The organism is Amycolatopsis ponsaeliensis, assembly GCF_030182635.1.
Taxonomy (GTDB): domain Bacteria; phylum Actinomycetota; class Actinomycetes; order Mycobacteriales; family Pseudonocardiaceae; genus Amycolatopsis; species Amycolatopsis ponsaeliensis.
The window spans coordinates 47,843-69,227 of the sequence record NZ_JAPZLD010000030.1; the positions used below are offsets into that span (position 1 = coordinate 47,843).

Annotated in this window: 2 protein-coding genes and 2 pseudogenes; all 4 read right to left on the reverse strand. The window is 74.0% G+C overall.

Going from position 1 to position 21,385, the window contains the following annotated elements:
* Nucleotides 1–34: 34 nt before the first annotated feature.
* A complete protein-coding gene (locus tag QQ657_RS35780; protein WP_434056813.1) occupies nucleotides 35–10,282 on the reverse strand; it encodes an SDR family NAD(P)-dependent oxidoreductase in 10,248 nt (3,415 codons plus the stop codon).
* A gap of 53 nt (nucleotides 10,283–10,335) precedes the next feature.
* Nucleotides 10,336–15,054: pseudogene (locus tag QQ657_RS35785) on the reverse strand (type I polyketide synthase); the annotation flags it as partial.
* Nucleotides 15,051–20,183, reverse strand: a pseudogene (locus QQ657_RS35790) (type I polyketide synthase); the annotation flags it as partial. The pseudogenes QQ657_RS35790 and QQ657_RS35785, both read right to left, overlap by 4 nt.
* 163 nt (nucleotides 20,184–20,346) lie before the next feature.
* Nucleotides 20,347–21,192, reverse strand: coding sequence for a nucleotide disphospho-sugar-binding domain-containing protein (locus QQ657_RS35795; protein WP_284746747.1), 846 nt, complete (start codon nucleotides 21,190–21,192; stop codon nucleotides 20,347–20,349).
* Nucleotides 21,193–21,385 lie beyond the last annotated feature (193 nt).

Consider the following 21,385-nt stretch of genomic DNA (forward strand, 5'->3'; position numbering starts at 1 on the left):
GCCGGGTCGGGCCGGGTTAGGGGTGGTGCCGGGGCTAGTCGTCGTCCCCACCGCCGATCGCCATGCTGATCAGGGCGTCGGTGTCGAGGTCGTCGATCGTGGCCTCTTCGACGGCTTCCGGTTCGACGCTGCCCTCCGGCAGGCGCACGCCGGCCAGCTCCAGCAGCCCGTCCAGGAGCCCGGCGGCACGCAGCTTCTCCAGCGGGATCCCCGCCAGCGCGTCGCGAACCCCTTGCTCGGTCACGGTTTCCTCGCTCACCTCGACCTCGGCCGGGGCCAGTTCGCAGACCAGGTGCTCGGCGAGGATCCGCGGGGTCGGGTAGTCGAAGATCAGGCTCACCGGCAGCTTCAGGCCGGTGACGAGGCTGAGCTTGTTGCGGAACCCGGTGGCGGACAGCGAGTCGAAGCCGACCTCGTTGAACGAGCGGTCCGGTTCCACCGCCTCCGGCCCGGCGTGGCCAAGCAGCGCCGCGGCGTGCGTGCGCACCAGGGTCAGCACGGTCGGGACGCGCTTGGCCACCGGCAGGCCGGCCAGCTTCTTCGCCAGGGACTCGGTGTCCTCGGCCGCCTCCTGCGCCGCGCGGCGGCCCGGGGTGCCCGCCAGCCCGCGCAGCACCGCGGGCAGGTCGTCGTCGCCCGACGAAGCCAGCACGCGGGTGTCCAGCGCGATCGGCACCAGCAACGCGTCGGTGGCACCGGCCGCCGAGTCCAGCAGCCGCAGTCCGTCCTCAGTGGACAGTGCGGTGATGCCGGTCTCGCCGATGCGGTGCGCGTCCGCGCCTTCCAGGGCCTCGCCCATGCCGCCGGCCCACAGGCCCCACGCGAGCGAGGTGCCCGGGAGGCCTTCCGCCCGGCGCCGGACGGCGAGCGCGTCCAGGAACGCGTTGGCCGCGGCGTAGCTGCCCTGCCCCGGTGCGCCGAGGACGCCGGCGGCCGAGGAGAACAGCACGAACGCGGTGAGGTCCAGGCCCCGCGTGAGCTCGTCGAGGACCACGGCCGCGTCGGCCTTCGGGCGCAGCACGGTGTCGAGGCGGTCCGGGGTCAGCGACGTCAGGATGCCGTCGTCGAGGACGCCGGCGGCGTGCACCACCGCGCGCAGCGGCGCTTCGGCCGGGATCCCGGCCAGCAGCGCGGCCACGGCGTCGCGGTCGGCGACGTCGCAGGCGGCGAGGGTGACGTCGGCGTCGAGCGCGGCCAGTTCGGCCGCGCCGGGAGCGTCGGCTCCCCGGCGGCTGACCAGCAGCAGGTTCCGCACGCCGTGCTCGGTGACGAGGTGGCGCGCCACGGCCGTGCCGAGCGCGCCGGTGGCGCCGGTGACGAGCACCGTGCCCTCGGCGTCCCACACCGGTGCGGCCGCCGCGTCGGACGCCTTGGCCAGCCGCGGCACCAGCACCGCGCCCGCCCGCAGCGCCACCTGCGGCTCGTCGGAGGCCGACACCGCGGCCAGCGTCCGGCCGGTCGGGGTGCCCGCGCCCAGGTCGACCAGGGCGATCCGGCCCGGGTGCTCGGCCTGCGCCGAGCGGACCAGGCCCGCGACCGCGGCACCGACCGGGTCGGGGTTCTCGCCTTCCTCGGTGGCCACCGCACCGCGGGTCACCACGATCAGCGACTCCCCGGGTCCGGCCAGCCAGGTCTGCAGGTCGCCCAGTACGCGGTGCATCTCGGCGTGGAGGTCTTCGCCGCCCGCGGCCAGCACGGCCAGGCCGGTCGCCTCCGCGGCCGAGACCGCCTTCGCGCCCAAGGCTTCGGTGAGGCCGAACGGGTCGGGACCCAGCACGGACCAGTCGAGGACTTCGGCGACGGCGTCGAGGTCGGCCCGCTCCCAGGTGACCCGGAACAGCGAGTCGCCGTCGCTCGGAGCCGCGGCCTGCGGAACGGCGGACATCGGGCGCAGCAGCAGGGATTCCACCGACGCGACCGGGGCTCCGGCGCCGTCGGCGACGTCCAGCGAGACCGCGCCGGAGCCGACCGGGCGGACGTGGACCCGCAGCGTCGTCGCGCCGACGGCGTGCAGCCGCACGCCTTCCCACGCGAACGGCAAGGCCGGTTCACTGCCCACCGCGCCGGAAACGCCGATCGTGTGCAACGCGGCGTCGAGCACGGCCGGGTGGACGCCGTAACGGTCCACATCGGACACCGAAGCCGGAAGCCGGATCTCGGCGAACGCTTCGCCGTCGCGCTTCCAGGCCGCGACGAGCCCGCGGAACGCGGGACCGTAGGCCAGGCCGTCGGCGGCCAGCTCCTCGTAGGTGCCCGCCAGGTTCACCTGCTCGGCGCCGGCGGGCGGCCAGGCCGTCAGGTCGAAGTCCGCCTTCTGCACGGTCTTGGCGAGCTTGCCGGTGGCGTGCCGCGTCCAGGCGGCCGTCGATCCCTCGGGCCGCGAGTGGACGCTGAACGCGCGGGTGCCGTCGGCGCCCGGTGCGTCGAGGGCGAACTGGACGCGGACGCCGGCCCGCTCCGGCACGACCAGCGGGTACTCCAGGGTCAGCTCGTCGAGCCGCGGGCAGCCGGCCTCGTCGCCCGCGCGGATCGCCATCTCGACGAACCCGGTGCCGGGGAACAGGATCGCGCCGCCGACGACGTGGTCGGCCAGCCACGGGTGGGTGCCCACGGACAGCCGTCCGGTGAACAGCAGCCCGTCGGCGCCGGCCAGTTCGAGGGCCGCCCCGAGCAGCGGGTGGTCCTCCTGGCTCACCGCGCCGGTGGTGCTTTCCAGCCAGAAGCGCTGCCGCTGGAACGGGTAGGTCGGCAGCGAGACCGGCCGGGCGCCGGTGGGCTCGTAGATCGCGGCCCAGTCGACGTCGACGCCGCTGACGTGCAGCTGCGCGACGCCGGTCAGCGCGGCGACGGCTTCGTCGTTCTCCTTGTGCAGCATGGAAGCCACGACCTCCGGCCGTTCGTCGAAGCACGCGGCCGTCATCGCGGCGAGCGTGGTGTCCGGACCGAGCTCCAGGAACCGGTTGACGCCCTCGGCCGCGGCGCGGGTGACCGCGTCGGCGAACCGGACGCCTTCGCGCACCTGCTGGACCCAGTACTCCGGCGAGGTCAGGTCGGCGCCCTCGGCGACCGTCGAGATGACCGGGATCCGCGGCGACGCGTAGGTCAGCTCCGCGGCGATCGCGCGGAACTCCTCGAGCATCGGCTCCATCAGGCGGGAGTGGAAAGCGTGCGACACCTTCAGCTGCTTGGTGCGCTCGAACTTCGCCGCCACCGCGGCCACGGCGTCGGCCGCTCCCGAGATGACGACCGCGCTCGGCCCGTTGACCGCAGCGATGTCGACGCTGTCGTCGCGAACTTCCTCCGGCGTCGCTTCGATCGCCACCATCGCACCGCCGGTCGGCAGCGCCTGCATCAGCGCACCCCGGGCGACCACCAGTTTGGCCGCGTCCGCCAGGGAGAACACGCCCGCGCAGTGAGCCGCAGCGATCTCGCCGATCGAGTGGCCGAGCAGGGCGTCCGGCTTGACGCCCCACGACCGCACCAAGCGGAACAGCGCGACTTCCAGCGCGAACAGCGCGGGCTGGGTGTACCGGGTCTCGTCCAGCTCGTCGGTGACCGAGCGGATCGGGCGGTCCAGGTGCCGGTCGAGTTCCGCGCAGACCTCGTCGTACGCGGCCGCGAAGGCCGGGAACTGCTCGGCGAGCCGGGTCCCCATGCCGACGCGCTGCGCGCCCTGGCCGGCGAACAGGAACGCCGTGCGCCCGCCCGCGGTCGCGATGCCGCTGACGACCCCGCGCGCCTCTTCCTCGTCGACCAGTGCCGCGAGGCCACGGACGAACTGCGGCGACCGCTGACCGATCAGGACGGCTCGCCGGTCGAACGCGCTGCGCGTGGTGGCCAGCGAGAAGCCGATGTCGGCGAGACTGCCTTCGGGGTCTTCGTCCACATAGGACATCAGCTGCTCGGCCTGCGCCCGCATCGCGACGGCGCCGCGGCCGGACACCGGCCAGGCGACCGGGCCTTCGTAGTCGTGCCCGCCGGTCACTTCCCGGCGGTCGCCCTCTTCGAGGATCACGTGGGCGTTGGTGCCGCTGACGCCGAACGACGAGACGCCGGCCCGGCGGATGTGGCCGTTGGGCAGCCACTTCACCGGCTCCACCAGGGCCCGGACCGCGCCGGACGACCAGTCGATCTCGGTGGACGGGCGGCCGACGTGCAGCGTCGCGGGCAGCTCGCCCTGGCGCATGGCCAGCACCATCTTGATCACCCCGGCCGCGCCGGCCGCGGCCTGCGTGTGGCCGAGGTTCGACTTGACCGAACCGATCCACAGCGGACGGTCGGCCGAAGTCTCCTTGCCGTAGGTGGCCAGCAGCGCCTGGACCTCGATCGGGTCGCCCAGCTTCGTGCCGGTGCCGTGCGCCTCGACGGCGTCGACGTCGGCCGCGGTGATCCCGGCGTCGGCCAGCGCCGCGCGGATGACGCGCTGCTGGGCGGGGCCGTTGGGGGCGGTGAGGCCGTTGGACGTGCCGTCCTGGTTGACCGCGCTGCCCTTGAGCACCGCGAGGACCGGGTGGCCGAGGCGGCGGGCCTCGGACAGCCGCTCCAGCACGACCACGCCGACGCCCTCGGACCAGGTGGTGCCGTCGGCGTCGTCGGAGAAGACCTTGCAGCGGCCGTCGGCGGCCAGCCCCTTCTGACGGCTGAACTCGACGAACGTCTCCGGCGTCGCCATCACGGTGACGCCGCCGGCCAGCGCGAGGGTGCAGTCGCCGCCGCGCAGGGCCTGGGCGGCCATGTGCATCGCGACCAGCGAAGACGAGCACGCCGTGTCGACGCTGACCGCCGGGCCTTCCAGTCCGAGGGTGTAAGACACCCGGCCGGTGACGATCGAGCCGGCGCTGTTCGCGCCCACGTAGTCGTGGTACTGGACGCCCGCGTAGACGCCGGTCGGGCTGCCCTTGAGCGAGGACGGGTCGATGCCCGAACGCTCGAGGGCCTCCCAGCACGCCTCCAGCAGGAGCCGCTGCTGCGGGTCGATGGCCGGGGCTTCCTTCGGCGAGACCCCGAAAAACGTCGCGTCGAATTCGCCGGCGTCGTGGACGAACCCGCCGCGGGCGACGTAGGTGGTGCCCGGACGGCGGCCGGTCGGGTCGAGCAGGCCGTCGACGTCCCAGCCGCGGTCGGCGGGGAAGTCGCCGATGGCGTCGCGGCCGTTGGCGACCAGTTCCCACAGCTGCTCGGGCGAGGTGACCCCGCCGGGCAGACGGCAGGCCATGCCGACGATCGCGATGGGCTCGTCGTGCGCCACCGAAACCACGGTGACGACCTGGTCCAGCCCGCCCGTCAGCTCGGTGAGGAGGTGCGCGGCCAGCGCCGACGGCGTCGGGTGGTCGAAGATCAGGGTCGCGGGCAGCCGCTGCCCGGTCGCCGCGGTGAGGCCGTTGCGCAGCTCGATCGCGGTGAGCGAGTCGAAGCCGAGCGACTGGAACTGCGCGGCCGGCTCGATCTCGTGCCCGCCGCCGTAGCCCAGCACCGTCGCGGCGTGGGCGCGGACCAGGTCGAGCACGGCGTCGGCCCGGTCCGCCTCCGGCAGGGCCCGGACGCGGGCGGCGAAGGAGTCTTCCGCGGCCGCCGTCCCGTTCGCCGCGGCGCGCCGGGTGGGCCGGCCGGTCAGGTCCTCCAGGGTCTTCGGGATCCGGTCCAGCTTCCGCAGCGCGGGCAGGTCCAGCTTCACCGGGACGACGGCGGCCTGCCGGGACGCCAGCGCGCGGTCGAAGAGGTCCAGTGCGTCCGAAGTGGACAGAGGCACGATGCCGCTCGCGCCCAGGCGGGTGACCTCGGCCTCGGTCAGGGTGCCGCCCATGCCGCCGACTTCGCCCCACAGGCCCCAGGCCAGCGACTGCGCGGGCAGGCCGTGCGCGACGCGGTGGGCGGCGAGGCCGTCGAGGAACGCGTTCGCGGCGGCGTACCCGCCCTGGCCCGGCGCGCCGAGCACGCCGGAGACCGAGGAGAACAGGACGAACGCCGAGAGCGCGGTGTCGCGGGTGAGTTCGTGCAGGTTCAGCGCGCCGTCGACCTTCGGCCGCAGCACGGTGTCGAGACGCTCGGGCGTCAGCGCCGTGATGACGCCGTCGTCGAGGACGCCCGCGGCGTGCACCACGGACGTGAGCGGGTGCTCGGCCGGGATGGCGGCCAGCACCTGGGCCAGCGCCGCGCGGTCGGCGACGTCGCAGAGCGCGATGTCGACGTGCACGTCCAGCTCGGCGGCCAGGCTCTCCAGCTCGGGAGTACTGCGCCGGCTGAGCAGGAGCAGGCGGCGGACGCCGTGCTCGCGCACCAGGTGCCGGGCGAGTGTGCCGCCGAGCGCGCCGGACGCGCCGGTGACCAGGACGGTGCCGTTCGGGTGGAAGTAGGCCGGTTCGGCGGCGGCCGTCGTGCGGACGAGCCGCGGGACGAGCACCGTGCCGAAGCGGACGGCCGCCTGCGGTTCGCCGGTCGCTAGGACCTGCGGCAGGACCGTGTCCGCCTCGGTTTCGGCGTCCAGGTCCAGCAGCGCGAACGTGTCCGGGTTCTCCTCCTGCGCCGAGCGCACGAGGCCCCAGGCGGCGGAGGCGGCGAGGTCGGTGACCCCGCCGGCGGCCGCGACGGCACCGCGGGTGACGACGACCAGGCGCGCGTCCTCCGGGTGGTCGGCGGCGAGCCAGTCCTGCAGTGCGGTGAGCACGCGATGGGTCAGCTCATGGGTCTCGGTGCCGGCGCAGTCGAAGATCTCGACGGCGGAGGCGTCCACAGTGGACTCGGCGGGGATCCGCTGCCACTCGATCCGGTAGAGCGGCGCCTCCGCCGCGACCGGCGTGGTGAAGGCACGGAACACCGTCTCGGCGACGGTGGCGACGGGCGCCCCCGTGGTGTCGGCGAGGTCCAGGGCGAAGCCGTCCTCGGTGGTCGGGGTGAACCGCACCCGCAGCGCCGAAGCGCCGGTGGCGTGCAGTTCGACGCCCGTCCAGCAGAACGGGACGCGGCCGACTCCGCCGTCTCCCCCGCCCGCGATGCGCAGGGCGTGCGTGCAGGCGTCGAGTGCGGCCGGGTGGAGGCCGAAGCGTTCGGCGTCGCTGTCTTCGGGCAGGGCGACCTCGGCGAACACCTCGCGGCCGCGCTTGAAGACCGCTTTCAGCGAGCGGAACAGCGGGCCGTAGGTGAGGCCCGTGTCGGCGAAGTCGTCGTAGATGCCGTCGATCGCGACCGGCTCGGCGCCGGACGGCGGCCATTCGGTCAGTTCGGTGCCGCGGTGGGACTGCGGTGCGACGGTGCCGCCGGCGTGCAGCAGCCACGGCTCGCCGCTGTCTTCGGGACGCGAGTGGATCTGGACGGCACGGACGCCGTTCTCGTCCGCGGCCCCGACCGTCACCTGCACCTGGACGCCGGTGCGGTCCGGGACGACCAGCGGGCTGCCGAGCGTCAGCTCTTCGATCCGGCCGCAGCCGACCTGGTCGCCGGCGCGGATCGCCAGTTCCAGGAAGGCCGTGCCAGGCACGGTGGCGACGTCGCCGAGCCGGTGGCCGTCGAGCCACGCGTGCGTCTCGAGGGACAGGCGGCCGGTGAGGACGACGCCGTCGGTGTCGGCGAGCGCGATGGCCGCGCCGAGCAGCGGGTGCCCGGCGGAGGTCAGGCCGGCGGCGGTGACCTCGTCGCGGTTGGCGCGGGCGTCGAGCCAGTAGCGCTTGCGCTGGAAGGCGTACGGCGGCAGGTCGGCGCGCCGGGCGCCGCGGCCCTCGAACACCGCGGCCCAGTCCGGGGCCAGGCCGCTGACGTACAGCTCGGCCAGCGCGGTGAGCGCGGCCCGTGGCTCGGGGCGGTCCTTGCGCAGGACCGGCACGACCACCGCGTCGAAGCTCTGCCGGGCGAGGGCGGACAGCACGCCGTCCGGCCCGACCTCGACGAACCGCGAGACGCCCTGGTCGCTGAGCGCGGTGAGCCCGTCGTGGAACCGGACGGCCGCGCGGACGTGCGAGACCCAGTACTCCGGCGTCGCGACCTCTCCCCCGGCGACCGCGCCGGAGACGTTGGAGACCAGCGGGATCGTCGGCTCGGAATAGGTGAGCGTGCGGGCGACCTCGGCGAACTCGGCCAGCATCGGCTCCATCAGCGGCGAGTGGAACGCGTGCGACACCTTGAGCTTCGACGACTTGCGGCCCTCGAACTGCGCCACCACGGCGGCGACGGCGTCTTCGGTGCCGGACAGCACCACGGAGTCCGGGCCGTTGATCGCGGCGATGCTGACACCATCGGTCAGGTGCGGCGTGACTTCGTCCTCGGTCGCCTGAAGCGCGACCATCGCACCACCGGTCGGCAGGGCCTGCATCAGCTTGGCGCGGGCGGCGACCAGTTTCGCCGCGTCGGCCAGGGACAGCACCCCGGCGACGTGCGCGGCGGCCAGCTCGCCGACCGAGTGGCCGAGCAGGAAGTCGGGCTTGACGCCCCACGACGACAGCAGCCGGAACAGCGCGACCTCGATCGCGAACAGCGCGGGCTGGGTGTAGCCGGTCTGGTTGATCAGGCGCGGCTTGTCGAAGACGACCGTCTTCAGTGGACGGTCGAGGTGCTGGTCCAGCTCGGCGCAGACCTCGTCCAGCGCGGCCGCGAACACCGGGAACGCGGCGGCCAGCTCGGCCCCCATGGCGGCGCGCTGCGCGCCCTGGCCGGAGAACAGGAACGCGGTCAGCCCTTCGACCTGGGTGCCGGTGACCACGTCCGGCGACGGCTCACCGTCGGCGAGCGCGGCGATCCCGGCCTTCCCGTCGAGCACGACGGCGCGGTGGGACAGCGGCGAGCGGGACGTCGCCAGCGAGAAGCCGAGGTCGATCGGCGACACACCGTCCACAACGGACAGCAGCCGCGAAGCCTGTGCCTTCAGGGCCGCGGTGCCGTGCCCGGAAAGGGGCCACGGGACCGGCACTTCGGCGGGCCAGCTCGGCGTCGTCTCCTCGACCTCGGCGGGCGGGGCCTCTTCGACGATCACGTGCGCGTTGGTGCCGCTCACGCCGAACGAGGAAACCCCGGCGCGGCGGGGCTTTTCGCCCGCGAGCCAAGGCTGCTCCTCGGTCAACAGAGAGACGGTGCCGGAAGTCCAGTCGACCTCAGTGGTCGGCTCGGTGACGTGCAGGGTCTTCGGCAGGACACCGTTCTGCAGTGCCTGCACCATCTTGATCACACCGCCGACGCCGGCCGCGCCCTGGGCGTGGCCGATGTTCGACTTGATCGAGCCGAGCCACAGCGGGCGGTCGCGGTCCTGGCCATAGGTGGCGAGCAGGGCCTGGGCCTCGATCGGGTCGCCGAGCGTGGTGCCGGTGCCGTGACCTTCGACGGCGTCCACATCGGACGCCGAGAGCTGCGCGTTCGCCAGTGCCTGGCGGATGACGCGCTGCTGGGACGGGCCGTTGGGCGCGGTGAGGCCGTTGGACGCGCCGTCGGAGTTGACTGCGGAGCCGCGCACGACCGCGAGGATGGGGTGGCCGTTGCGACGCGCGTCGGACAGCCGCTCGAGCAAGAGCGTGCCCGCGCCCTCGGCCCAGCCGGTGCCGTCGGCGCTGTCGGAGAAGGGCTTGCAGCGGCCGTCCGCGGCGAGCCCGCGCTGCCGGCTGAACGCGACGAACGGGCCCGGGCGCGACATCACCATGACGCCGCCGGCCAGCGCCAGCGCGCAGTCGCGCTGCCGCAGCGCCTGCACGGCCAGGTGCAGCGCGACCAGCGAAGACGAGCAGGCCGTGTCGATCGTGATGGCCGGGCCCTCCAGGCCCAGCGCGTAGGCGATCCGGCCGGAGATGACCGAGCCGGCGTTGCCGGTGCTCAGGTAGTCCTGGACCTCACCGGCGAGCACCGACGGCGGCAGCTCGTCGTAGTAGTCCTGGTCGCCGCTGCCGAGGAAGACGCCGACCTGCTGCTTCGCCAGCGAGTGCGGGGCGATGCCGCCGCGCTCGAAGGTCTCCCACGCCAGCTCCAGCACGAGCCGCTGCTGCGGGTCCATGGCGAGCGCCTCGCGCGGCGAGACGCCGAAGAAGGGCGCGTCGAACTGGGCGACGTCGTGGATGAAGCCGCCCTCGCTCACGTAGCTCGTGCCCGGGCTGTCGGGGTCGGCGTCGAACATCGAGTCCAGGCCCCAGCCGCGGTCGGTGGGGAACGGGCCGATGGCGTCGCGGCCCTCGGCGACCAGGTCCCAGAGGTCCTCCGGCGACCGGACGTCGCCCGGGTACCGGCAGCCCATCGCGACGATGGCGATCGGCTCGGCGTCCGCGGCTTCGACTTCGCGCAGCCGCTCCCGCGTCTCCTGCAGGGTGGCGGTCACCCGCTTCAGGTAGTCGACCAGCTTGCTTTCGTCAGTCATCGTGGGGATACCTCTCAGGCGCCGAGCTCGTTGTCGATGAGGGCGAACAGCTCATCCGTGGTCGCGGTCTCCAGCACGTCGGTGGACTTGGTGCCGGACAGGGTCTTGTGCAGGGTGGTCACCATCGCCTGCAGCCGGGCGACGATCCGGGACCGGTCGATCTCGGCGGCGTCCAGGCCGGCGGCCACCGCTTCGAGGCGGTCCAGCTCCACTTCGAGGGGCACGGCCGCTTCGCCCCCGCCGAGCTGGGTCCACAGGTGCTCGGCCAGCGCCTGCGGGTTGACGTGGTCGAAGGCGACGGTCGCCGGGAGCTTCAGCCCGGTGGCGGCGCCGAGCCGGTTGCGCAGGTCGACCGCGGTCACCGAGTCGAAGCCGAGCTCCTTGAACGCGCGGGCCGGTTCGACCGCCGAGCCGCCGTCGTAGCCGGCGACCACGGCGACCTCGCCGCGGACCAGCTCCAGGAGCGTCCGCTGCTGTTCGGCGGGGGTGAGCGCGGCCAGTTTCGCCTTGAGGTCACCGGTGTTCTCGACGGTTTCGGTCTTGTCCTCGGCCACCTCGGGCAGCGCGCGCAGCAGCGGCCGCGGGCGGGCGAGCTGGTAGACCGGGGCGAACGCGGCCCAGTCGATGTCCGCGACGACCAGCTGCGTTTCGTCGTGGTCGAGCGCTTGGCCCAGTGCTTCGACGGCGAGTTCCGGCGCCATCTCGGCGAGGCCCATGCGGCGCAGCAGGTCGCTCGCTTCGGCGTCGACCATGCCGCCGCCACCCCAGGAGCCCCAGGCGATCGCGGTCGCGGTGCGGCCCGCGGCCCGGCGGCGCCGGGCGAGGGCGTCGAGATAGGCGTTGCCCGCGGCGTAGGCGGGCTGGCCGGAGGTGCCCCACACGGCGGCGCCGGAGGACATCAGCACGAACGCGTCCAGCTCGGTGTCGCCGAGCAGCTCGTCGAGCAGCGCGGCGCCGGTGACCTTCGCGCGGGTGGCCGCGGCGAACTCCGCGGGCGTGACGTCGGCCAGCGGCGACTCGGCGGTGAGGACGCCGGCGGCGTGCACCACGGCGGTCGGCGGGTGTTCGGCCAGCAGTGCCGTCAGCTGCTCCTTGTCGGAGACGTCGCAGGCCACCACGGTGACGCCCAGCTCGTCGACCAGTTCGCGCGCACCTTCGGCGTCGAGCCCGCGGCGGCTGGTGAGCACGATGTGCTCGGCGCCGCGGCCGGCCAGCCACCGGGCGACGTGCGCGCCGATCGCGCCGGTGCCGCCGGTGACCAGGACCGTCCCCCGCGGCTTCCACTCGTCGGCGGTGCCCTTCAGCGGGGCGCGGACCATCCGCCGGGCGAACACCCCAGACGGCCGGATCGCGACCTGGTCCTCACTGTCCACACCGGACACCACCGCGGCCAGGCGGGCGGCGTCGGCGGGGCCGTCGACGTCGACCAGGCCACCCCAGGTGGCGGGCAGGTCGAGCGCGGCGACCGTGCCGAGGCCCCAGACCGCCGCGGCGGCCGGGTCGGCGTCGGAGAAGGCGTCCACCGCGACCGCGCCGCGGGTGACGACCCAGGTGGGAGCGTCGACGCCGGTGTCGCGCAGCGCTTGCAGCAGCGCGATGGTGGCGGCGACCGCGGTGCTGAGCGCGGGGTGCTCCGGGTGTTCGCGGGTGTCGAGGGCGAGCAGCGACAGCACGCCGTCGAACGGCCGCAGCGCCGTGGCTTCGGTGACCAGCTCGGCGAGGGCTTCGCGGTCGGCCGTGGCGATGACGCGCACGACGTCGCCCTGCTCGGCGAGCGCGTCGGCCAGCTCGGCCGCCGCGGGGACGTCCGCCGGCACGACGACCAGCCAGGTGCCGGTCAGCCCGCCCGTGACGTTCACCGGCGCCCAGGAGACGCGGTACCGCCAGGACTCCACTGTGGACAGCTCGGTGCGGCGGCCGTGCCACGCGGCCAGCGCCGGGACGATCTCACCTAGGGGCGCGGCTTCGACGCCGAGCCGGGAAGCCAGCGCGTCGACGTCGCCGCTCGTGACGTCCTGCCAGAAGTCCTGGTCGGCGACCGACGCCGGGGGCGCCGTCGTGGTGGCTTCCTCTTCGAGCCAGAAGCGCTTGTGCTGGAACGGGTAGGTCGGCAGATCGGTGATCCGGCCGCCGGGCACCAGCGACGCCCAGTCCGCCGCGCCGCCGCGGACCGAGTGCTCGGCCAGCGAGGTCGCGAAGCGCGTCAGGCCGCCTTCGTCGCGGCGCAGGGTGCCGGTGACGGACCCGCTGTGCCCGCCGTCGTCGAGGGTCTCCTGGATGCTCATGGCCAGCACCGGGTGCGGGCTGACCTCGACGAACCGGGTGTAGCCCGCCTCGGCGAGCTTCGCGACGACCGGGGCGAACCGGACCGTGGTGCGCAGGTTGGTGAACCAGTACTTCGCGTCCACAGTGGACTCGACGACCGGCTCCCCGGTCACCGTGGAGGTCATCGCGACGCTCCCGCCGGCGGGGGTGATCGGGCCGAGATCCGCCAGCAGGCGGTCGGCGAGGTGCTCGACGTGCGCGGAGTGCGACGCGTAGTCCACCGGGACGCGCTTGGCGCGGAAGCCTTCGGCGACGAGCTGGTCACGCAGCTCGTCGAGGGCGTCGCCGTCGCCGGAGAGCACGGCCGAGGTGGCGCCGTTGTCGGCGGCCAGGGAGATCCGGCCGTCCCAGGTGTCGAGCCGCTTCAGCAGTTCGGCGGCGGGGAGCCCGGCGGCCAGCATGCCGCCACCGCGTCCGCCGAGGACGTCGCCGATCGCCTTGCTCCGCAGCGCGACCACGCGGGCACCGTCCTGAAGGGACAGTGCGCCCGAAACAGTGGCTGCGGCGATCTCACCCTGCGAGTGCCCGATCACCATGTCCGGCTCGACGCCGTGCGCGCGCCAGACCGCGGCCAGCGAAACCATCACCGCCCACAGCATCGGCTGGACGACGTCGACGCGGTCGGCCGGCGGCGTGCCGGGCTCACCGCGCAGCACCGAGAGCACGGACCAGCCGGTGAACTCCCGCAGAGCCTCGTCGCATTCGGTGATCCGCGTGGCGAACACCGGCGACTGCTCGATCAGCTCGAGCGCCATGCCGGTCCACTGCGAGCCCTGACCGGGGAAGACGAACACGGTCTTGCCGCGGACGTCGGCGGTGCCGGTGACGATGTCGGGCCGCGAACCGCCCGCGGCCAGCGTCTCCAGCGCCTGCTTGGCGTCCGCCGACAGCACCACCGCGCGGTGGTCGAGCTGCGCGCGGCCGGTGGCGAGGGTGTGAGCGACGTCGGCGAGGTTGCCCTCCACGTGGGAAGCGAGCTGCCCGGCGGCCTCGGCCAGCGCGGCCGGGGTCTTCGCCGACAGCACCAGCGGGTGCACCGCGGGCTTCGGCGGCTCGACGGCGTCTTCGGCCGGCGCCTGCTCCAGGATGACGTGCGCGTTGGTGCCGCTGACGCCGAACGACGACACCGCGGCCCGGCGCGGACGGCCCACCTCGGGCCAGTCGCGCGGCTCGGTGAGCAGCTCGACCGCGCCGGCGGTCCAGTCGACGTGCGTCGACGGCGTGCCGACGTGCAGGGTCCGCGGCGCCTTGCCGTGGCGCAGTGCCTGCACCACCTTGATCACGCCCGCGACACCCGCCGCGGCCTGCGGGTGCCCCATGTTGGACTTGATCGAGCCGAGCAGCAGCGGCTCACCGGTGGTGCGCTGCCCGTAGGTCTCCATCAGCGACTGCGCTTCGATCGGGTCGCCGAGCGCGGTGCCGGTGCCGTGCGCCTCGACGAGGTCCACATCGGACCGCGACAGCCCGGCGTCGGCCAGCGCGGCTTCGATCACCCGGACCTGCGACGGGCCGTTGGGCGCGGAGAAGCCGTTGCTGGCGCCGTCCTGGTTGATCGCGGAGCCGCGCAGCAGCGCGAGGACGCGGTGGCCGTTGCGGCGCGCGTCGGAAAGCCGTTCCAGCACGAGGACGCCGACGCCTTCGGCCCACGACGTCCCATCGGCGTCGTCCGAAAAGGACCGGCTGCGGCCGTCGGCGGACAGGCCGCGGCGGCCGCTGAAGTCGACGAACATCTCCGGCGTGCCCATGACGGCGACGCCACCGGCCAGCGCAAGGGTGCAGTCGCCGTCCCGCAGGCCCTGCGCGGCCATGTGCAGCGCGACGAGCGACGACGAGCACGCGGTGTCCACCGAGACCGACGGGCCTTCGAGGCCGAGGGTGTAGGAAACCTGTCCGGAGACGAGGCTGCCGTCGGGGCTGCCAGCGCTGTAGTCGTGGTACATGACGCCGGCGTAGACACCGGTCGGGCTGCCCTTGAGCGCGTGCGGGTCGAGCCCGGCCCGCTCGAAGGCCTCCCACGAGGCCTCCAGGAGGATCCGCTGCTGCGGGTCGGCGCGGCGGGCGTCACGCGGGCTGATGCCGAAGAACTCGGCGTCGAAGCCCGGGGCGTCGTAGAGGAACCCGCCGTGGCGCGTGTAGGTCTTGCCGGGCCGGTCGGGCGTGGGGTCGTAAATGCCCTCGAGGTCCCACCCGCGGTCGGCGGGGAACTCCCCGATGACGTCGCGGCCCTGGTCGACCAGATCCCACAGGTCGTCCGGCGTGCGGACGTCCCCGGGGTAGCGGCAGCTCATGCCGATGATGGCGATGGGTTCGGCGTTCTTGGCTTCCAGCTCCTGCACCCGGCGCCGGGCCGCCTGCAAGTCCGCCGTCGCGCGCTTCAGGTAGTCGCGGAGCTTGTCCTCGTTGCTCATGAGATCCCCAGTTCTTCGTCGAGCACGGCGAAGAGCTCGTCGTCGGTGGCTTCGTCCAGGTCGGCGGACTCGGTGGTGCCCGTGTTCGCCTCGGTCCACTTGCGCAGCAGCGCGTCCAGGCGGGCGGTGACCTTCGCCGTCGAGCCGTTCAGCGAGCCCGCGGCGGCCAGGGACGCCTCCAAGCGGTCGATCTCGGCCAGGAGCGAGTCCGCCGCGCCGCGGCTCGGGCCCAGCAAGGCGTGCAGTCGCGAGGCCAGGGCCGCCGGGGTCGGGTGGTCGAACACGATCGTCGCCGTCAGCTTCAAGCCCGTCAGGGCGCCGAGCTGGTTGCGCAGCTCCACCGACGTCAACGAGTCGAACCCCATCTCCTGGAACGCCCTGCCGGGCTCGACGAACCCGAGGCCCAGCACCGCCTGGACCTGACCGGAGACGACCTCCAGGAGGTACGCCTCGCGCTCGGACTCCGGCAACGTCGAGAGCCGGGCCGTGACGGCGCCGTCGTTCTTCGCCGCCGTGCGGCGGGGGGCCGCAGGCCGGACCATGCCGCGCAGGACCGGCGGCAGCGAGTCCGCGCGGGACCGCAGGGCCGCGAGGTCCAGCTTCACCGGCGCGAGGACGGCGTCCTCGGCGACCAGGCACGCGTCGAACAGCGCGAGTGCGTCGGCGGTCGCCATCGGCGGGGTGCCCAGGCGGCGCAGGCGGCGGAAGTCGGCTTCGCCGAGTTCGCCGGCCATGCCACCGTCTTCGGCCCAGGCGCCCCAATCGAGGGCCGTCGCCGGGAGCCCCTGCGCGTGGCGGTGGCGGGCCAGCTCATCGAGAAACGCGTTGGCCGCCGCGTATCCGGCCTGTCCCGCGGCCAGCACCGTGCTCGCGGCCGAGGAGAACAGGACGAACCCGTCGAGGTCCTTCGTGAGTTCATGCAGGTGCCAGGCGCCGTCGACCTTCGGGGCGAAGACGCGGTCGACTTCTTCAGCAGTCAGGTTCTCGACGCGACCGGCGGACGGGACGCCCGCCGCGTGCACCACCGCGGTCAGTTCGACGCCGTCGAGCAGGGCCGCCACGGACGCGCGGTCGGTGACGTCGCAGCTCGCGATCGTGACGTCCGCGCCCAAACTCGCGAGTTCGTCGCGCAGTTCACGAGCGCCGGGTGCGTCCGCGCCGCGACGGCTGGTCAGCAGCAGGTGCCGGACTCCGTGGTTCGTCACCAGGTGCTTCGCGACGACCGCGCCGAGCCCGCCCGTGCCGCCGGTGATGAGGACCGTGCGCTCCAGGTTCCAGGTCAGGTCGCCGGACGGCGTCGCCGCGACCAGGCGCGGCACCAGGACCTTGCCGTCGCGGACGGCCGTCTCGGGCGCGCCGGTGGCCAAGGCCGCTTCGACGTCCTCGCCGTCGATCAGCACGAACCGGCCCGGGTTCTCGGCTTCGGCCGCGCGGACCAGGCCCCAGACCGTCGCGAGCGCCGGGTCGACGTCCTCGCCGGCCACCGACACCGCGCCGCGCGTGACGACGGCCAGTCGGTCCTCGGAGTCCCGGATGGCGGCGAGCACCTGACGGGTGGCCGCGCGGGCTCGCGCCGGCACCGAACCGTCCGATGTGGACACTTCCAGGACCTTCGCGGCGACCGCCGTGCCCGCCGGCGCCGGCTCCCAAGCCACGCGGAACAGCGAGCCGGTCGCCAGCTTGCCGAGCGAGATCGGCCGGGCGGCCAAGGAGCCGACGGACAGCACCGGGGCACCGGTGGCGTCGGCGATCCGCAGCGTGATGGTGTCCGGGCCGGCCGGCGACACGTGGACGCGCAGCGCGGAGGTGCCGGCGGCGTGCCACGTGGTGCCGCTGAAGGCGAACGGCAGCATCGGCTTCGTTTCGCCGTCCTCCGGGACCGGGCCGAGCAGCTGGGCGTGCATGGCGGCGTCGAGCAGGGCCGGGTGCAGGCCGTAGTCGCGGGCGTCGGCCAGGGCGACCTCGGCGTAGACGTCGTCGCCGTGGCGCCACATCCGGCTCAGCCCCTGGAAGGCGGGACCGTAGTCGTAGCCGAGGTCCGCGAGCTGCGCGTAGGGGTCGTCCAGGGCGACCTCGGTGGCGCCCGCGGGCGGCCACGCGGTGAGGTCGAACGACGGCTCGGCCGCCTCGGCGGTCACGAAGCCTTCGGCGTGGAGCGTCCAGGCGTCCTCGCCGTCGGCTCGCGAGTGGACGGTGACGCGCCGGCGTCCGGCGTCCTCGGCTTCGAGCGTGACCTGGATCGCCGCGCCCGCGCCCTCGGCGAGGGTGAGCGGAGCCTGCAGCGTCAGCTCTTCGATCCCGGCGCAGCCGACCTCCTCGGCGGCGGCGCGCGCCAGCTCGATGAACGCCGTCCCCGGCAGCAGGATCGTGCCGAGCACGACGTGGTCGGCGACCCACGGCACGGTGTCCGCCGACAGCCGCCCGGTCAGCACGACCGTGTCCGACTCGGGCACGCGGACGACGGCGCTGAGCATCGGGTGCGCGGCGGGCTGCTGGCCGTGGTCCGCGGCGTCGCCGGTCGCGGTGGTGGCGGACAGCCAGTAACGGGTGCGGCGGAAGGCGTAGGTCGGCACCTCGACGCGACGGGCACCGGCGTAGAACGCCGGCCAGTCCACGGGAATCCCGCGGGCGTGCAGGGTGGCGACCGCGGTGACGACCGAGTGGGCTTCGTCGCGGTCCTTGCGCACGGCCGGGACGAAGGCGAGCGATTCGTCGTCCAGGGCGGTGCTCGCGGCGGCGGTCAGCACCGGCGCCGGGCCGAGCTCGACGAACGTCCGGACGCCTTCGGCGGCGAGCGCGCGCAGGCCGTCGTCGAACCGGACGGTCGCGCGGACCTGCTCCACCCAGTACTCCGGCGACGCCAGGTCGGCCCCGGCGGCGACCGTGGAGACGATCGGGATCTCGGGCTTCGCGTAGGTGAGCTTCTCCGCCACGACCGCGAACTCGTCCAGCATCGGTTCCATCAGCGGCGAGTGGAAGGCGTGCGAGACGCGCAGCTCCTTCGGGCGCTCGAAGTGCGCGACGACGGCGGCGACCTCGTCCTCGGCGCCAGAGACCACCAGGGAGCGCGGGCCGTTGATCGCGGCGATGCTCACCCCGGCCGTCAGCAGCGGGGTCACCTCGGCCTCGGCGGCCGGGATCGTGACCATCGCCCCTCCGGCCGGCAACGCCTGCATGAGCCGGGCGCGGGCCGCGACGAGCGTGCAAGCGTCGTCGAGCGAGAGGATCCCGGCGACGTGGGCCGCGGCCAGCTCGCCGATCGAGTGCCCCAGCAGGTGGTCGGGCCGGACGCCCCAGGATTCGACCAGCCGGTACAGCGCGACCTCGAACGCGAACAGCGCGGGCTGTGTGAAACCGGTCTGTGCCAGGGCTTCGGCGTCGTCGAAGACCGCGCGGTCGAGGTCGAGCCGGGAGCAGACGGCGTCGAGGGCTTCGGCGAACACCGGGTACTTCGCGGCGAGGGACCTGCCCATGCCGGCGCGCTGGGCGCCCTGGCCGGTGAAGAGGAAGGCCGTCCGGCCGGTGCCGCGACGGTCGCGGACGACGTTCGGCGCGTCCTCGCCGGCGGCGAGCGCGGTCAGCCCGGCACGCAGCTCGGCGGGGTCGGAGCCGACGACGACGGCGCGGTGGTCCAGCGCCGAGCGGGTCGTGGCCAGTGAGAACCCGACGTCCGCCAGGTCCCCGACGTGGTCCACGAGCTGCTGGGCCTGCGCGGCGAGGGCGTCGGCAGAGTCCGCCGAGATCGGCCACGCGACGACCGGCACCTCGGCGCCCGGGGGCTCCTCGGCGACGGGCTCGGCCTGCTCGATGATCACGTGGGCGTTGGTTCCGCTGATGCCGAACGACGACACCGCGCCGCGGCGGGGGCGGTCGACGGCGGGCCACTCGCGGGACTCGGTGAGCAGTTCGACCGCGCCGGCCGACCAGTCGACGTGCGGCGACGGCGTGTCGACGTGCAGGGTCTTCGGGAGCACGCCGTGCCGGATGGCCTGCACGACCTTGATGACACCGCCGACCCCGGCGGCCGCCTGGGTGTGGCCGATGTTGGACTTGAGCGAGCCGAGCCACAACGGCTGGTCCGCCGCGCGGTCCTGGCCGTAGGTGGCCAGGAGCGCCTGCGCTTCGATCGGGTCGCCGAGTTTCGTGCCGGTGCCGTGGCCTTCGACGAGGTCGACGTCCATTGTGGACAGTCCGGCGGTGGCGAGAGCCTGGCGGATCACGCGCTGCTGCGCCGGTCCATTGGGGACGGTCAGGCCGCTGGACGCGCCGTCGGAGTTGACCGCGCTGCCGCGCACGACGGCGAGGACTTCGTGGCCCAGTCGCCGGGCGTCGGACAGGCGCTCGACGACGAGCACACCGGCACCTTCGCCCCAGCCCGTGCCGTCGGCACCGGCGGCGAAGGCCTTGCAGCGGCCGTCGTCGGACAGGCCGCGCTGCTCGGTGAAGTAGACGAACGTCTCGGGGGTGGCCATCACGGTGACACCGCCGACGAGGGCCAGCGAGCAGTCGCCGCGGCGCAGCGCCTGCGTGGCCCAGTGCAACGCGACCAGGGAGGACGAGCAAGCCGTGTCGATCGAGACCGCGGGGCCTTCCAGCCCGAGCGCGTAGGCGACCCGGCCGGAGACGACGCTGCCGGCGGCCGCGTGGCCGAGGTAATCGTGGTACATCACGCCGGCGAAGACGCCGGTGCTGCTGCCGCGCAGGGTTTCCGGGACGATGCCCGCACGCTCCAGCGCGGTCCACGACGTCTCCAGCAGCAGCCGCTGCTGGGCGTCCATGGTGAGCGCCTCGCGGGGCGAGATCCCGAAGAACTCGGGGTCGAATTCCGCGGCGTCGCGCAGGAAGCCGCCTTCGCGCGTGTTCGTGGTGCCGGGCCGCTCGCCCGCCGGGTCGTAGAGCCGGTCCAGCGGCCAGCCGCGGTCGGCCGGGAACGCGCCGATGGCGTCGGTCCCGGTGCCGACCAGCTCCCACAGGTCGTCGGGGCTCGCCACGCCGCCGGGAAAGCGGCAGTCCATGCCGACGATCGCGATCGGCTCGCTGTCGCGCCGCCGGACCTCCTGCAGGGCACCCTTGGCCTCGCGCAGGTCGGCGGTCGCGCGCTTGAGGTAGTCGAGCAGTTTCCGCTCGTTCTCGGCGCTCACGCCATTACCCCCGTTCCGGCGCGCAGCCGGGAAATGGCAGGAAAAACGGTACTCACGTAATCGACCACCTAACCGCGAAAGGGGTGGAAGGTGCCACGTCGAAAACGCTACCCAGGGACTTTGTGCCGTCCCACCCCTAACGGCCCCACAATCAGCGGGTCAGGGCGGCGACCAGCTCGCGCGGCGCGGGCAGGGCGGCGATCTCGTCCCGCAGCGCGGTCGCCGCGCCACTCAGCGAAGCCAGTTCCGCGACGCCGTCGGCCGAGCCCACGAACCCGGCCCCGGCCGCCGCGATGCGGGCGCCGATCGCCGTCTCCGTCAGGGAAAGCTGAGGCACACCATGGGTTGCCGCCGCGAGGGCGAGGGACGCGTCACCGTCGTGGACGACGGCACTGCACGTCGGCAGGAGCGCCGCCGGGGGTGCCGTGTCGACCAGCCGGACATTCGGCGGCATCGTGACGCCGGCCGGGATCTCCGCCGCGTCGGTCGCCCAGACCACCTCGGCCGCGAGACCGGCGAGGGCGTCGAACACCGGTCCGGCCAGGGTCGCGTCCGTGAGCGAGAGCAGCACGCGGCTGCGCCTTGCCTTGCGGCGCAGCCATTCCGGCACCACGACCGGCCCGAAGTACGGCACGTGCCGGACCGGGCGGGCGTCCGAGGAGTCCCGCAGAGACGGCGGAACGGTGTCGAAGCCGGCCGGGCCGGACTCGTCGAGCGGGCCCAGCAGCCGCACGGTGCCCGCACCGGCAGCCGGTGCCTGCGCGTCGGCGACCACGACGTCGGGCCGCCACAGCTCGGCGAACTCGGTCAGCGCCGCGGACTCCGTGTCCTCGGTGCCGAGGTCGACCGCGACGCAGCCGGTGCGCAGGATCTCGTCGACGAACGACGCCTGCCCGGCGATCTTCACGTCGTGGCCCGCGGTGCGCAACGCCCACGCCAGCGGGACGAGGTTGTGCAGCCGCGCGGGCGACGGCGGAGCGGCCAGGAGTACGCGCATGGGATCCACTCCAGAAAAGGAAACCGGGCCGGCCCGGTGCGGATAGTCGATTTCGACACTATCCGCACCGGGCCGGCCCGCTAACCCCTACAAATTCCCGCCTGCGCGGCTTCCCCGGCCGAAGCAGCCCAGGATGCACGCCGGCCCGGCGTCTTGAATGACTCATTCAGGGCGCCGGAGGTCCTGAATGACT

Excerpts from the sequence above, each read along its gene's own strand:
- QQ657_RS35795 (WP_284746747.1), bottom strand. The coding sequence starts at position 21,192 with ATGCGCGTACTCCTGGCCGCTCCGCCGTCGCCCGCGCGGCTGCACAAC.